This window comes from Micromonospora sp. MGP-C2, assembly GCF_057766525.1.
Map to the genome: position 1 here is coordinate 4,041,341 of NZ_JBYMEN010000002.1, position 15,064 is coordinate 4,056,404.

Here is a 15,064-nt window from a genome sequence, read left to right on the forward strand (position 1 = left end):
GCGACCCCCGGGAAGCTTGATGTTCACTGCCCCTTCCGCCCCTGCGCTTCCGCGTCTGCCTGCCCTCGACGGGGTGCGAGTAATCGGTGCGGCTGCGGTGATTGCCCAACACGTCGGATTCATCACTGGCGTCACCACCAGGGAAACCTGGGGCGGCTGGATCGCCGCGATGGATTTCGCGGTCGCGCTCTTCTTCGTCCTCTCGGGCTTCCTGCTTTTTCGCCCCTGGGCGCGCGCGGTCGCCACCGGTTCGGCGATGCCGGGCGTCCGACGCTTCTACTGGAAGCGCGCGCTACGGATCCTGCCGGCCTACTGGCTCGCGGTCATCGTCTGCCTCACCGTGATTCCGGAGCGGGGCGTCGCTCCGCTGGGCGACTGGCTGCGGCACCTCACCTTCACCCAGATCTACGAGCGCGGACAGATCAGGCCCGGTCTGGGTCAGACCTGGAGCCTGGCCACCGAGGTGGTCCTCTACCTGCTGCTGCCGTTGGTGGCGGTCGCACTCGTGGGGAGGCGGTGGAGGCCGGTCCGGACGGTGGCGCTGGCGGGCCTCGGCCTGGTGATCACGGTGGGCTGGATCGCCGCGATGGGAATGGGCCTCCTGGACACCGGCCTGCACATCATGTGGTTCCCGTCGTACGGGTTGTGGTTCGCCGCGGGCATCGTGCTCGCCACGATCCATGTGGCCATCCGGACGTCGACGGCGCCCCGCTCGTGGCATGTCTTCGACCAGCTCGGCTCGGCGCCACTGGCCTGTTGGGGCATCGCGATCGGGTTGCTCGCCGTGGCCAGCACCTCGGTCACCGGGCCGAGGGGTGTTGCCGCCCCGACGGCCGGGCAGTTCGCCGCGCAGCTCGGGCTCTACGCCGGTGTCGCGGTAATGGTCATGATTCCCCTCGTGTTCGGCCCGACCACGCTGATGTCGCTGGCCCTCGGTAGCGCGCCGATCCGCTGGCTCGGCACGCTCTCCTACGGAATGTTCCTCTGGCACCCACTGGTGCTCGAAATGATCTACCGCGTCGAGGGCCGCGCGTACTTCACCGGCAACCCGCTGCGGATCTACGCGCTGACCCTCGGCGGTGCGATCGTGCTCGCGATGGTCAGCTACTACGTCGTCGAGCGACCGGTGCTGCGCTGGGGATCGACGACCGTGAAGCGCCGCGCCGGCAGGGCGACCGAGCACCAGAGAGCGGTGACGGCGGCCAGCGCCGCCAGCTGAGGCGCTGCGGACGTGTGCGGGAGGGGATCGACGAGCGAGATCCACCCCGCCGCACCGAAGCAGGCGACCGGGAGCAGCCATGCCACCAGTCGGCTGATCCGACGGAGCCTACGCAGCTCACTGCGGTGCAGGTGCGGCGCGACCAACCCGGGGGCGACCAGCGCGGCCACTCCGACGGTCGCCAGCAGGACCGCCCAGACACCGCCGACGCTCAGCAGTGCCACAGCACCGACGACGGCGGGCAGCAACCACCCTCGCCGGCGCCGTCCAGGAGCAACCGCGAGCGGCTTCGGCGGGCGGCGGGACGGCAGCACCGCGAGCAGCAGCACGATCCCGAGCAGCGCCGCGCCAGCCACCAGGCCGACCCGGTAGGTGCGGTCCGGCGTGAAGCGGAGTACGAGGTCCCCGCCCACGTTGGGCGGCAGCAACCAGCCCTGCTGCCATCCGTCGAGCACGATGGGTGACAGCTTCTGCCCCGCCACGGTTGCCTGCCAACCAGGGTTCTCGTTCTCCCGCACCGCGAGGACGGTCCCACCCGGGTTCGGCGCCACGTGCAGCCGCCGCTCCGACGCCGACCAGTGGTCGATGCGTACGGGGCTCGGTGTGGCGATCGGCCCGGTACGGCCAGCCGGGTCCAGAACGAGCCTCGTCGGCGTGGTCAGATCACTGCCGGTCGCCACCACCCGCAGCTCACCGGCCGGCAACTCCAGTGGCTTCGACACCTTCTCGCCACACGCCGTGGCCCGTACCTCCCTCAGTTCCAGCAGCTCCCGGCGGCTTGCCGTGACGGCTGTCCGCATCTGCCTGTCGGCGACCTGGATCGTTGGTCCGCTGCCGCACGGCAGCGTGACACGCTCATCGAGGTTCACCGAGATCGATCGGCCGGCGGGCAGGGTGCTCACCTCGCCGATACCCAGCGGCAACCGCTCCGACCTGCCCTTGTACGGGTCGAAACTCTTCACCGAGGTGTTCGTACGGAAGAGGATCGTTATCTCGTCGGTGCGCAACGGCCGGTCGAACCGGAGCAGTCCGTCCTTGCCGACAGTGCCCGAGCGCACGCCGCCGTCGCCGATGACGGTGACCCGCCACGGACGCGCGCGGGCCACCGAATCCGCCGAGGACAACCGCAGGCCGGTGATCGTGCGGGTGGTGAGCCAGTTGAGTTTCAACCACGGCCCCTCGTCCTCGCTCGCCGGCAGCCAGGCCGTCGCGGGATCACCGTCGAGGACCGCGCCTGGTCGGGCCACCGGGTCGGGCACCGCGCTGGACGAGGCGGTGGCCCGTGGCGGCAGGGTCAGCGGCCACGACTTGCCCACTTCCGCGTCGAGCAGGGCACTGAGCTGCGGGCCGGCCTTCGGTCGCGCCCAGATCGCCGGCGTGTACGAGGCACCGGCAGGCAGGACCACGGTCCGGTCGAGCTGACCGCCGTCCTCCGAAGCCCGCCCCACGCCCGATGCGCAGCGCGGCACGTCGTCGACGAAGAAGCAGGAGTCGACCATCGGCGACGAGGTGAGCACCACCGTCGCGGGTTGCTCGGTGGCGGGGCTCTGCGGCGTGACCAGGGTCCGCGCGGCCTCAAGACCGGGAATCTCCAACTCCGCGATGCCGACCCGACCCTGCCCGGTCCGGATCGACCACGCCTCTTCGATGGTGACCCTGATCCGGTTGCTGGAATGCACGCCGGGTAGCCGCACGCTCACCGTCGGGTCGAACGAGTCGACGGTGACCTGCTCAGGGCCGCTGCGTACGGTCACCTTCGTGGGCAACGCGTCCGCCTCCGTGTCGAAACGCAGCCGCACCTCCGAGATCTTCCGGGGCTCGGCGAGTTCGACCTCCAGCCACTGTCGGGTGGGGGCGCTGGGGGCGGTGCGCCACGAGGTGGACGGGTCGCCGTCGATCGCCGCGTACGGCAGGTGAGCTGGGCGGGATCCGGTCAGTGGGTGCGTCTGTGACCAGGAACTGGATGCGGTGACCCCGCTGATTCCGACGTACCGCGCCACAGTGGCGTACTCGTCTCCCCACACCGGCAGGTAGTCGCGCGCGACTCCGCTGAGCAGGGAACGCTGGTCGGCTTCGGTGGTGGCCGACGCGTTGTCGTGCAGGAGGCCGAAGGCCACCTCCCGACGGCGCATCCCGTCGGTCAGCAGCACCGGCCCCAGAGCCTGACCGGTCGGCAGATCACCGGCGAGCACCGTGGGTGCGGCGTCGAGCCTGCGCGCCGCGGCGATGTCCAGCAGCGACTCCGGTCCGCCGACCACCGTCGAGATCGCGCTCGCGTCGTACGCGACCACGGGCTGCACGACCTGCTGGACCTCGTACACCTCCAGTGCGCGGGTCGGCACGTCCAGGCCCTGGTCCCGATACCCGCCGAAGGCCTGACCTCCGCCGGTCATCGGGCCGAACGCGGCGACCCGCCGCAGCCCGGGGGATCGGTCGATGGCCTGCCGGACCTGCACCGGACGGGCGGCCCGGGACGCCCCGTAGTCGAGGTCCGATCGGAGCAGGACGTACCGCACGCCGGACCGGGAGAGTAGATCGGCAAGACCGTCCGAGCCAGCGCCGGTGCTCAGCACCGATTCGACGGCGTCGAGGAGTCGGATCGTCGTCGGCGGGGTGAGCGGGATCGAGTTGCGCACCGCCCATGAGCTCTTCAGCAGCGGCTGGGTCATCTCGTCGGCCGGGCTGCCCCACTTGTAGTTCGGAAAGCGGGCGGCCGGGGCCACAAGCACGCGGTCGTGCCCGAGGTTGTCGTCCAGCCAGCTGCCGGCGGCCTGCCAGTAGCCTGGCACGCTCTCGAAACTGCCCTTGATCGGCAGCTGACCGGCGAGGGCTGGGCTCGCGATGGCGGCGATCCCCGTCAACGCCACGACCTTCACCACGATGGCCCGCTTCTGCGCCGCGTGCCATCGCCGGCCGGCCACCGCGGCGGTGCGGGCAAGCACGCCGAGCAGGTGGGCCAGGCCGAGGATCAGTGGCAGCCGCACCACCACGTCGAACTTGTGCACGTTGCGCAGCGGTGAGCCCGCGCGGTCGAGGAAGGACCGTTGCGACTCGGCGAAGAGGCCGTCCACGGCGGCGACGTGTCCCATTCCGACCAGGGCGACGCCGACGAGCAGGCCGGTGATGAGGAAGCGCCGGTGCGGCATCCCGCTCCGGGCCAGGCCGGCGAGGCCGAGACCGGCTATCACGATGGTGGCGATGATCAGTGGGCCGTCGAGCGCCAGCTGGGCGCCGGCACCCCAGGACCGGCCGAAGGCGAGCCAGTGCGACGTCCCGCGCATCGTCGTCACCAGGTCGGTCACCCTGGTGGTCACGGGGGCCGTTTCGATGTAGTCGAGGAACGGCGGGCTGTAGCGGCCGAGCACCAGCAACGGCACCAACCACCAGGCGGTCGCGGCGCCCACCGCCAAGCCCCACGCGCCGAGCGCGACGAGGCGACGCCGCATCGGCCGCAGGGTCGCCAACCACAGGACCGCCAACGGTACGACCGCGAGCACGGCCGTGGCGTTGACGCCCCCGGCGCAGGCCACGGCCAGTGCGGACCAGGCGACGGCACGGCGCAGCGAGGCGCCGTGGGCCAGCCCGATCAGGGGTACGAGCACCCAGGGGGCGATGGCGCTGGGCCATGCCTCGACTGAGATCGGGCCGAGTTCGGTGATGATCCGGGGGGAGAGCGCGAACGCGACGCCCGCGATGATCCGCGCGGCTGGCGTGCCGATGGCCAGCCGTTCGGCCAGTTTCATGACTCCGACGAAGGCGACGCACATCAGCAGCGCCCACCAGAGACGTTGCACCACCCACGCGGGCACAGCCAGGGCATCGCCGGCAGCGAAAAATGGCCCCATCGGCCATAGATAGCCGTACGACTGGTTCTGCAGTTGACCGAACGTCCCCGCTGGATTCCAGACGTGCAATGAGCGTTCGAGCCATCCGACGGGATTTGTCGCAAGATCTATCTTCGTGTCCATCACGATCTTGCCGGGTTCCTGAAGGAACGCCAACGCCGTCAGTGCGACGCAGACGCATGCTGCCCGCAACCGCCATACCGCCGAGGAAGCGCCGTCCGGCGTCGAGCCTTCCGCCGGTTGCGATGCCTCGCGCATTTCGCCTCTCCCGTCTGCTGCTGGCCGCCTGGCGCACATCGGGCCGACGCGTCGACCCATTGCGGGTTCGGACACGAGCGCCTTAGGGTGGCGCGATCGCGAACACTACTCGGCAGTAGGAGCAGCGGGTGCACACCCTCGACGGCCCTGAACGGCACGTACTGTTCCTCAACTGGCGTGACACGCGCAATCCGGAAGGCGGAGGCTCGGAGGTCTACGTCGAGCGCATCGCCGAAGAGTTGATAGCGCACGGCCACCGGGCCACGCTATTGTGCGCCAGCCATCCGGGCGCACCCCGCGATGAGACGACGGAGTCCGGTTTACGGGTCCTTCGTCGGGGCGGTCGGCACACCGTCTACCTGCGGGCCGCCCTGCTCTATCTCGCCGGGCTGGCAGGGTTCGGCCCACTGCGGGCGCGATCGCTCGGGCGCCCCGATCTGATCGTCGACGTGTGCAACGGACTGCCCTTCCTCTCCCCGCTGTGGGCACGGTGCACGATCGTCATCCTCGTGCACCACGTCCACCGTGAGCAGTGGCCGGTGGTCCTCGGCGCCTTCGGTGCCCGCATCGGTTGGTGGATCGAGTCGAGCTTCGCGCCGCGCATCTACCGGCGGTGCCGCTACGTCACCGTCTCGGCGGCGACCCGCGACGAACTGGCATTGCTCGGCGTCGACCCGGGTCGCGTCACTGTGGTGTACAACGGGACGCCCGAATTGACACCCGACACCGCCCCTCGCACCCCGTATCCCTCGCTCCTGGTGCTGTGCCGGCTCGTTCCCCACAAACGAGTGGAGATCGCCCTGGAGACGGTGGCTCAACTCGCCGCGGAATTTCCGACCCTGCGGCTGACCGTCGCGGGGCAGGGCTGGTGGGAAACGCAACTGCGCAACCTGGTGGACACGTTGGGCATCAGCGATCGGGTGCATTTCGCCGGCTTCGTGTCAGAGTCGGAGAAGCACGAATTGCTCTGCTCGGCATGGGTCGCCCTGACCCCCTCCCTGAAAGAGGGATGGGGCCTGACGATCGTCGAGGCGGGAGCAGTTTGCACACCGACCGTGGCGTTTCGTGACGCCGGAGGCGTCACTGAGGCAATCGTCGCCGGGGAAACAGGCCTACTCGCCCATGACACGGCTGACTTCGTCGCCCAGGTGCGGAGTCTTCTGGCCGACGACGTTTTCCGTCATGACATGGGAAAGGCGGCACAGTCGCACGCCGCCGGCTTTACCTGGTCGGCATCGGGGAACCGTTTCGCCGACCTTGTCCGGGCCGTTACCGACGACGGGCCAAGGCCGGCGGCCGGCTACCGGACGCCGTAGTGCTGCGGGTCGCCGGTGTCGTCGGAGGTGCTCGCGGCGGTGCCCGACGACACGACGAGCTGCTGCGTCATGGCACCCAGCGCCACCACCGCCAGCACCGCACCGACCACTGCGGCCAGCATCAAGGTAAGCGGTTTCGGCATCAGGACCCCTCCTCCATCGACATACGTGGCGGCACGTTACCACGCGGTAGGACGGCGCGACAGGCTCAGAATCGCGAACAGGAGCATTGCCAGAGCGCACCCGAGGCTCAGGATCAGGGGCCACCCGGCCGGCTGCTCCACGCCGGGCGGTGACACCGTCGGGTTCCGGTAGAGCGTCAGCTCCGAACCACTGTGGACGACCTGGAGCCCTTCCAGCACCTGCGGCGGGACCGTGCCCCCCGAGCGGTGCTGCACCACGACCCACCGCAGGTCGCTACCCGCCAGCGAGCGGCCTTCGGTGATCGCCGCACGGAGATGCGCCACCCGGCTGCTCTCCCCATCCACCGCCCGGTCACCGACGAGAAGGGTGTCGTCCGTGACCACCTCCACCGGGAGGTAGCGCGCCAACGGATCGATCACCACCGTGCCGTGGTTCCACCCGTACGACCGGTACATGCTCATCGGCAACGAGAGGGCCGGCCCGGGCTCCTGGGCGACCGCCCGCGCGACGACCCCCCACTCCTGCGGGTACCGGACCGGCTGCAACCGGCCGGCGACCCCGTACGCCAGATCCGGGAGGACCGCCACCGGCAGCAGCACCAGGCCGATCAGCGCCAGGCGGTCTGCGGGCTGCCCGAGGCGTGCTGCCGTTCGTTCCCCGCCGAGCGCGGCGCAGAGCACCAGGCAGAGCACGTACGGGATGAGGAGCTTCTGACCGTCGCGTAGCAGGCCAGCTCCGGGCACCTCGGCCACCAGCCAGCGCAGTGCAGCCGCTCCGCCGGGCAGTGTCGCGGTGGCGGCACCCACGAACGCGCCGATCGACAGCACGCCCAGCCGCGCCGCCACACCCGCCGGCCAGCGGTCGCGCAGCACCGGAAAGCCGAGGGCGGCGAGGACGAGCAGCCCGGCCGTGACCACCGGCACGAGCAGCGCGCCCCGACTGGCCGGGGTCGTCAGCGAGTTCCAGATCCCACCCGTGCCGGCGAGCGAGACGAGGGGACCGGCCCAGTTCTCACCGCGAGCGGCGAAAGCCGCCACACCGTCGGCATCTGAACGGCCACCAGCGGTGGTCACCATGGCCGCGACCAGCCACGGCAGGTTGAGCGCGGCAACGGCACCGATCGCCGCACCGCATGCCCGCCTGCCCGGGCCACCCCGGCCCAGCAGAAGGACGGACACCGTCGTCAGGGCCAACAGGCCTCCGGTGGGAGTGATCGCCGCGGCGGCAGCCGCCACGATCAGCCGTGGCAACGCCCCCGGTCGGCCTTCGCGCAGCCCGATCAAGGCCCGGACCAGCCAGGGCAGCGCCGCGTACGTCAGCAGCAGACCCCACTGCCCCAGCAGCAGTCGTTCGGCCAGGAACGGCGTCCAGGCGTACCCGATGGCCGCGACGAGGCGGGTCAGCTCACGTCGGGCCGGCACCAGGCGACCCGCGCCCACCACGGCGAACCAGATGATCGCGACGAGCACGATCCGCTGCAGCAGCCATCCGGGCACCGCCAGGCTGAGCAGGGACACCACCGCGTCCTGCGGCACGGCACGCGGTAGCGCGTCACCCGAGGCGAACAGATCCCACCGCAGTGGCTGCCGGGGGACGAAGACCATGTCGTAGCGCAGCACGTAGCCCGGTCGGCCCAGCGGCGCCAGCACCAGGAGCGCGGTGACGGCGGCGGCGACGTGGAGACGCAGTCGACCGAGCCGGTCAGCGCTTACGGAGGACAAGGACCAGGTTCCAGGTGAGGACCTCGCGTACGCCAGGCACCCGGACCACTCCCTTGGCCCACGTCGGCAGGTAGCGCGGCAGGATGTCGACGATCTCCGCCTCGGTCTGTTGCCGAGCCCAGCGGAGCATTTCGCCGACCGAGACGGCGTACATGCTCTCGCCGAAGACGTTCTTCGGCCGCCGGCCCTGCCTGCGCTCATACCTCCGCGCTGCACGGTGGCCGCCCAGGTAGTGCCAGGGCGACGTCTCGTGACCACCCCAGGGCGACAGCCAGTTGGTGAAGGACAGGAAGATCGTGCCGCCGGACCGGGTCACCCGGAGCATCTCGTCGGCCATGACGTACGGCTGCGGCACGTGTTCCAGCACGTTGGAGGAGAAGCAGACGTCGACCGCACCGGAACGAACGGGCATGTCGAGCGCACTACCCATCACACCGCCGGGCACCACTTCACCTCGCGCGGACATCTCGCCCGCGTCGCAGTCCACGCAGACGATCCGCGCCCCGGCCCGGGTGAGGGCCTCGGCGAAGTAGCCGGCGCCCCCTCCGACGTCCAGGACGACGGCACCCCCCAGGTCGGCGTATGTCTGGAGTTGGTCGACGGTGTCCTGCGCGAGCAGGCCGTAGAAGAAGTCGGGGTCGGTCTGCTCCATGCGGAACGCACGGAACAGGCGCACCGATCGCGCCAGGTTGGCACGGTGGGCACCGGGGAGCTTCACGCGTGGCTCCTAATGTGGGCCAGGACGGGACGGTGTGCTGGCGACGCCGGGACGTCGTGCATCGTGAGGTGCCGCCCGACCCGATGGCGCGGGGAGACGTTAGCCCGTCTGCGGGCGCAGGTCGAGCGGCTGGACGGCCCAGCACCCGGCCCACACCACCTCGCTTCTCTCTGTAACCTGTGGGCGCCCGCAGGTTGCCCACCCTGTCGCGTACACCGTGGCGGGGAGAAGTGGAGTCAGACGGCCGGTATGAGAGGGACGACCGCACCGGTTTCCGACGCCGGCCGGATGGCGATCACCGGCGGCGCCGTGATGGTCGCGGCGACCCTGACCAACGGGCTGGCCTATCTGGTGCCCATGCTCGGTGCCCGCCACCTCACCGCCGCCGACCTCGGAGCGATGGCGACTGTGCAGGCTCTCGTGGCCATTGCCGGCGTCGCTGGCGCGGGTCTCCAGACCGCCGTCGCCGTGCATCGGGCACGGCATCCACACGCGCCCACCGCACGCGTCACCATGAGCACGGCGGCTGTCACGGCGGGCGTTCTGATCGCGGCCATTCCCCTGATCGTCACAAGCCTGCACCTGCCGGTCGAGGTGGTGGCCCTGTTGGTGGGCATGACGCTGCCCGTCGTCCTGGCCGCCCGGTGGCTCGGCGAGTTGCAGGGCGACCAGCGGTTCCTGCGTCTGGCGCTGGGCATGGGTGTGCTGGCCATCGGGCGCTACGGCGGTGTGATCGGCGGGCTCGCCCTCGGCGCCGGTCTGGTCGGCTCACTGCTGACCGGTCTCGTCTGCTGTTACGTCGCTCTGCCGATCGTGCGACTGGTCGCCGGGCCAGCAGCCCCGATGACCGACACTCCGCCCGCTGAGGGACGCGCGGCAGGCGGGTCGACGCTGGGGCTGAGGCAGGTCGTCACGGCCAGCAGCGCCACCCTGGCGATGCTGGTCGCGTCGTACGCCGACCTCATCCTGGCCCGGCAGCTGCTGACGCCGGAGGAGTCCGGCGCCTATTCGGTCGGGACCGTGCTCACCAAGGGGGCGCTCTGGGCGCCGCAGGTGGTCACCGTGCTGGCCCTTCCCCGGATGGCCCGCCAGGACGGCAGGACACGGCGGGCCGCCTGGGCCGTCGTCGGGGCGTGCGGTGCCGCACTCGTCATCGGCTCCGCGCTGGCCGGCGGTCTCGCCTTCCGGCTCGCTGGTGGGCAGGACTACGCAGCCCTCGGCAGGTACGCGCCGTTCTTCGCCGCCACCGGCGCGTTCTACGCGCTGGCCTTCGTGCTGATCAACGCGCAGATCGCGAGCGGCGCGCGCTGGCCCTCGGTGCCGCTCTGGGTGGCGGCCGGCGGGCTCGTGTTCGTGGCGGTCTTCGTGGCACCGCACACCTTCGCCGGCATCATGTGGACCGCCACCGCCACCGCTGCGGCCGCCGCGCTCGCCCTCGCGATCGTCGTTCGCGTCACGGCGCCGCGGCGCAGCCCGTCGGCCGGCCCGGCGCCGCTACCCGTCGGCCCTCCGGACCTGGCCGGCAGGGTCAGCTGACCTCCCGCCGGAACAGGACCGAATTGACGTATCGCGGCCGAGGGAACACGACCCGTCGCACGAAGCTCTGGTGTACCCGCGCCAACGCCTCGCGCTGATGGCCGCGGATGTCGAAGTCAGCGAGCGGCAGCCATTCCCGCTCCGGCAGCACATAGCCGCGGTAGCCCCACCCGGTCAGCAGGTCGATGATCGGGGCAACTGGTTGGACCCGCTCCTCGACCTCCACCAGCAGCACCGGGCCGTCCCGGTGAATCGTCGCGGCCGCGCCGCGCAACGTCGGCAGCTCGTGCCCCTCGACATCGATTTTCAAGAACCGCACGTCGTCGAGGCCGAGGCCATCGATCGTCACCCGAGGAACGATCACCGAACGACCGGCACCGTACTCGAGCGACGACGTGCCCACCGCGGGGCCGCTCTCCGGCAGGAACAGCTCGGCGCTTCCCTCGTGGTCGGACGCCACCGCGCGGATGACCCGCACCTCGGGAAAGGCGCGGGCGATGCTTCGCGCGAGCTCCTCGTTGGGCTCGAAGGCGACGACGTGGTCGGCCAACCTGCGCATGCGCCGAGTCCAGGGCCCGTACCAGGCGCCGACGTCGAGCGCGGTGCCGCCCTTCGGCATGAACTCGGCCAGGTGCGCGAGCTCAGGTTCCACCCGCGGGTAGACCGCGCGGATGGCCCCTGCCACCGCCCGATCGGGTAGCAGTGACGCCAGGCGCGAACTCACTGCGGTCAGCAGACCGGTCGAAGACGGCATGAGCGCAAAGGGTACGGGTCAGCGACTTTCCTGAACAGAGGCACTTACTGCCGAGTAGCGTCCACCCGACCAGTCAGGATCCCGCAGCCAACCAGTCCTCCAGGAGGCGGTGGTCGATCGCGTCCACCCGACCGAGGCTCCGGCCGGAGGCCATCCGGTCCCGCAGCTCAGCCCTGGTGAACCAACGCGCCTCCAGCAACTCCTCGCCGTCGACGCGTACCTCCTCGGACGTGGCGGTGGCCCGGAAGCCCACCATCAGGCCGGCGGGGAACGGCCAGGCCTGCGACCCCTGGTAGGTCACGTCGGTGACGGTCACGCCCGCCTCCTCGGCCATCTCCCGACGGACCGCATCCTCCAGGCTCTCGCCGACCTCGACGAACCCGGCCAGCGTCGAGTACGCGTCCTCCGGCGCACCCGCGTGCCTGGCCAGCAGGCACCGCCCCGGTGGGCCGGGCGCCTCGATCAACACGATGATCGCCGGTTCGATCCGAGGAAACAGGGTCCGCCCGCACTCACCGCCGGTGCAGGTCCGCAGGTGCCCGCCGCCACCGGCCACGGCCGCCGCACCGCACGTCCCGCAGTACCGCTGCTGCCGGTGCCAGTGCAGCAACCCCCTGCCGTACGCCTGGACGGCCGCGTCGCCCGGCTGGAGGCGCCCGACCAGTGCCCGTACGTCGACGGACCGCGTCGCACCGGCCATCTCGACGGCAGCCCGCTCGGGAAGCCCGGACAGGTCAGCTGCGAAGACGGCCACCTCCCCGTCGAGCCCCAGGAAGACGGTCTCACCGGCGGCGGACCGGACGAGCGACGCGCGCTCGGCGGTGAGCCGGACCGGCCCGTCCCCGTCCACGAGACAGCGGTCCCGCCACATGGGCAGAACCACCGTGGTCGGCTCGGTGAGCAGCGCACTCATCCGGGCCGGATCGGTGCGCAACGGGCCCGCCCGGTCCAGCCAGCCGCCCCCGTACGCCAACACCCGTTCCGCTGTGTCCACCCGGCCACCGTGCCACGTCTGCGGTTCGCCACCGGCAGCGCCCCCGGGGCCAGCACGACACGCCGGGAGACACGCGGTAGCTGGGCCTGGTGGGCGTAGCCGCCAAGGACGGCCGCGCATTCGTTACCGTAGGTGCCTCCGGGAGGGGAAACTCCCGCAGCACCCTGGCGATCGAGGTTGCAGTGACGCTGTACGGCGAAAAGAGTCCACCCGCCGACGACCGGCCCACCGTGCAGGTCACCGCGGTCACCTGGCCGGACGACGGACCGGCGGCCGGGCCGGCGCCCGTCCCCGGCGAGTCGGAGGGCGGCCCGCGCCGCCCCGGCCGGATGCGGATGCTGCTCGCCGCCGGCGTCACCGGTGGTGTGTTCGCCGCTGTCGCGGGTGCCGGCGCCTGGGCGTACGCCGGTGACGTTCCCCGCGGCACCAGCGTGCTCGGCACCGAGCTGGGCGGCCGGAGCCGCGCGGACGCCGACCGGGAGTTGCGGGCGGAGCTGGACCGGCGGGCGGCAGCCCTCGCCAAGCCGCTGACGGTCACCGTCGACGGGCGCACCGCCGAGATCAACCCGGCCGACGTGGGGCTCGCCGTCGACGTGCCGGCGACCGTCGCGGCAGCGGCTGAGGCCGACGCGCACCCGGTCAGCCGGCTGGTCGGCTCCCGCACGGTCGACCCGGTGGTCACCGTCGACGCGGGCCGGCTGGACGACGCGCTCCGCAAGGTGCTCGGCGACCAGGCCCAGGGCATGACGATGCCGGCGATCAGCTACCAGGGCACCACGCCGAAGGTGGTGCAGCCCAAACCGGGGTTGGCCCTGGATCCGCAGCGGTCCGCCGAGGTGGTCCGCGCCGCCTGGCTGGCCGGAACCCCGGTCACCGTGCCCCTGGTGGAGAGCCACCCGGCGACCACTCCGGAGGAGTTGGACAAGCTGGTCACCGAGCTGGCGAAGCCGGCGGTCGCCGCGCCGGTCACCCTGCGCACCAACAAGGGGTCGGTGAAGGTCCCGCCCGCCGCCATCGCGAAGAGCCTGCGGTTCACCGCCGACAAGACCGGGAAACTGACGCCGTCGGTGGACGTCAAGCGGCTGCGGGCGGCGCTCGGCGATGACCTGAACGCCATCGAGGTGCCAGCGAAGGACGCCACCGTGACCATCGCCGGTGGCCGTCCCACCATCACCGAAGGGCGTTCCGGCCAGCAGCTGGACACGGCGACCCTGGGCACCGAGCTGCTGGCGGTGCTGCCGAAGTCGGAGGGTCGTGAGGTGACCGGCGAGCTGAAGCCGACGCCGCCGGAGTTGACCGCGGAGAAGCTGACCAGCCTGGGCATCAAGGAGCGAGTGTCCACTTTCACCACCCGATTCACCGGTGGTCTGGCCTCTTCGCGTAGCCAGAACATCGCCACCATCGCCAAGGACGTGGACGGCACGGTCGTCCTGCCCGGAAAGACGTTCTCCCTGAACGGTCACACCGGCGAACGCGGTTACGCACAGGGCTACCGGGACGCCCCGGTCATCCTGAACGGCAAACTGGTGCCGGGCGTCGGCGGTGGCACCTCACAGTTCACCACCACGCTGTTCAACGCGACCTACTACGCCGGTTTGGAGGACGTCGAGCACAAGCCGCACTCGTATTGGTTCGACAGGTACCCGGCGGTCATCGAGTCGACGATCTTCTGGCCGGACCTGGACTTCAAGTTCCGCAACAACACCGATTACGGCGTTCTGATCGACACCTCGTACACGTCGAGCACGATCACGGTGTCGATCTGGAGCACGAAGATCTACGACAGCGTGAAGACGGAGTACGGGCCGCGTCGCAACATCACCACGCCGAAGCTGATCCACCTGGAGCCCGGCCCCTCGTGCATCGCGACCAACGGCATCAACGGCTTCACCCAGGACGCCTTCCGGGTCATCAAGAAGGGTGGCGCGGTGGTCAAGCGGGAGAAGTTCACCTGGCGCTACGACGCGGAGCCCCGCTACGTCTGCGGGCCGAAGCCCTCCTGAGGTCTCACCCGCTCCGAGGTCTCACCGGGACGTCTCACCCCCTCTGGGGTCTCACCCGCTGAGGTCTAACCCGCTCTGAGGTCTTACGTGCCGGCGTCACGGCCCTGGCCGTGGCGCCGGCCACCCTGCGGCGGTATCGGCACCACCCGTGCGTCCTGCACTCGGATTCGGCACGGAACCGGTGTGCGGCGGGATGCCACATCTCCTCGAACGGGCCCATGACCTCACCACCGATACCGCGCCGACGCACCCGGGACGCCAGCCACCACAGGACCCCCCAGGATCGCTGCCACGCAGCCGACCATGGCAGCGTGATCTGATCCCGTGATCGACTCGGCCTTCCTGATATGGGGCTGTCGAGTGGCTGCGGATCCCACGGTTTTCTGGGGAAACGCAGAAAGGGCCACCCGATAACGGGTGACCCTTTCTGGAAAGATTGTCCGGCGGCGTCCTACTCTCCCACACCCTCACGAGTGCAGTACCATCGGCGCTGGAGGGCTTAGCTTCCGGGTTCGGAATGTAACCGGGCGTTTCCCCTCCGCCATGACCGCCGTAA

Annotated in this window: 10 protein-coding genes and 1 rRNA gene; 4 read left to right on the forward strand and 7 right to left on the reverse strand. The window is 70.7% G+C overall.

What is annotated here, in order from left to right:
- Positions 1 to 19: 19 nt before the first annotated feature.
- Complete coding sequence (locus AC3CF1_RS18470) at positions 20 to 1,219, forward strand: acyltransferase family protein (protein ID WP_355159851.1); 1,200 nt, start codon at positions 20 to 22, stop codon at positions 1,217 to 1,219.
- Here the strand turns inward: AC3CF1_RS18470 and AC3CF1_RS18475 are convergent.
- Complete coding sequence (locus AC3CF1_RS18475; RefSeq protein WP_488452101.1) at positions 1,108 to 5,382, reverse strand: alpha-(1->3)-arabinofuranosyltransferase domain-containing protein; 4,275 nt, start codon at positions 5,380 to 5,382, stop codon at positions 1,108 to 1,110. The genes AC3CF1_RS18470 and AC3CF1_RS18475 overlap by 112 nt on opposite strands.
- A 68-nt stretch (positions 5,383 to 5,450) precedes the next feature.
- On the opposite strand from AC3CF1_RS18475, the gene AC3CF1_RS18480 reads away from it, so the two are divergent.
- Positions 5,451 to 6,638 carry a glycosyltransferase family 4 protein gene (locus tag AC3CF1_RS18480; protein ID WP_354983846.1) on the forward strand — a complete coding sequence of 396 codons (1,188 nt, stop codon included), beginning with the start codon at positions 5,451 to 5,453 and terminating at the stop codon, positions 6,636 to 6,638.
- Here AC3CF1_RS18480 and AC3CF1_RS18485 read toward each other — a convergent pair.
- From AC3CF1_RS18485 to AC3CF1_RS18495, 3 genes are read right to left on the reverse strand one after another with little or no spacing between them, the layout of a single operon-like run.
- Positions 6,623 to 6,781 (reverse strand): hypothetical protein, encoded by a 159-nt coding sequence (locus tag AC3CF1_RS18485; protein ID WP_354983847.1) that lies wholly within the window; start codon positions 6,779 to 6,781, stop codon positions 6,623 to 6,625. The two genes, AC3CF1_RS18480 and AC3CF1_RS18485, sit on opposite strands and share 16 nt — an antisense overlap.
- 36 nt (positions 6,782 to 6,817) lie before the next feature.
- Positions 6,818 to 8,503, reverse strand: a complete 1,686-nt coding sequence (locus AC3CF1_RS18490) for an MmpA family trehalose lipid delivery protein (protein ID WP_488450914.1) — start codon at positions 8,501 to 8,503, stop codon at positions 6,818 to 6,820.
- A complete protein-coding gene (locus tag AC3CF1_RS18495) occupies positions 8,484 to 9,221 on the reverse strand; it encodes a class I SAM-dependent methyltransferase (RefSeq protein WP_488450915.1) in 738 nt (245 codons plus the stop codon). The genes AC3CF1_RS18490 and AC3CF1_RS18495 overlap by 20 nt, the downstream gene beginning before the upstream one ends.
- A gap of 249 nt (positions 9,222 to 9,470) precedes the next feature.
- Here AC3CF1_RS18495 and AC3CF1_RS18500 point away from each other — a divergent pair, with 249 nt between their 5' ends.
- Positions 9,471 to 10,757 (forward strand): lipopolysaccharide biosynthesis protein, encoded by a 1,287-nt coding sequence (locus AC3CF1_RS18500; protein WP_354983850.1) that lies wholly within the window; start codon positions 9,471 to 9,473, stop codon positions 10,755 to 10,757.
- Here AC3CF1_RS18500 and AC3CF1_RS18505 read toward each other — a convergent pair.
- Both AC3CF1_RS18505 and nudC read right to left on the reverse strand, forming a co-directional pair.
- The gene (locus tag AC3CF1_RS18505) at positions 10,750 to 11,511 is read right to left on the reverse strand and encodes an FkbM family methyltransferase (protein ID WP_488450916.1); all 762 of its coding nucleotides are present in this window, start codon (positions 11,509 to 11,511) and stop codon (positions 10,750 to 10,752) included. The two genes, AC3CF1_RS18500 and AC3CF1_RS18505, sit on opposite strands and share 8 nt — an antisense overlap.
- Positions 11,512 to 11,584: 73 nt before the next feature.
- A complete protein-coding gene (nudC, locus tag AC3CF1_RS18510) occupies positions 11,585 to 12,505 on the reverse strand; it encodes an NAD(+) diphosphatase (RefSeq protein ID WP_488450917.1) in 921 nt (306 codons plus the stop codon).
- Between the two features lie 182 nt (positions 12,506 to 12,687).
- On the opposite strand from nudC, the gene AC3CF1_RS18515 reads away from it, so the two are divergent.
- Complete coding sequence (locus AC3CF1_RS18515) at positions 12,688 to 14,508, forward strand: VanW family protein (protein WP_488450918.1); 1,821 nt, start codon at positions 12,688 to 12,690, stop codon at positions 14,506 to 14,508.
- Positions 14,509 to 14,946: 438 nt separating this feature from the next.
- On the opposite strand, the gene rrf is transcribed toward AC3CF1_RS18515, so the two are convergent.
- A 5S ribosomal RNA gene (rrf, locus tag AC3CF1_RS18520) occupies positions 14,947 to 15,063 on the reverse strand.
- Between the last annotated feature and the right edge of the window lies 1 nt (position 15,064).

Excerpts from the sequence above, each read along its gene's own strand:
- AC3CF1_RS18470 (WP_355159851.1), top strand. The coding sequence starts at position 20 with ATGTTCACTGCCCCTTCCGCCCCTGCGCTTCCGCGTCTGCCTGCCCTC.
- AC3CF1_RS18485 (WP_354983847.1), bottom strand. The coding sequence starts at position 6,781 with ATGCCGAAACCGCTTACCTTGATGCTGGCCGCAGTGGTCGGTGCGGTG.
- AC3CF1_RS18475 (WP_488452101.1), bottom strand. The coding sequence starts at position 5,382 with ATGGGTCGACGCGTCGGCCCGATGTGCGCCAGGCGGCCAGCAGCAGAC.
- AC3CF1_RS18505 (WP_488450916.1), bottom strand. The coding sequence starts at position 11,511 with ATGCCGTCTTCGACCGGTCTGCTGACCGCAGTGAGTTCGCGCCTGGCG.
- AC3CF1_RS18500 (WP_354983850.1), top strand. The coding sequence starts at position 9,471 with ATGAGAGGGACGACCGCACCGGTTTCCGACGCCGGCCGGATGGCGATC.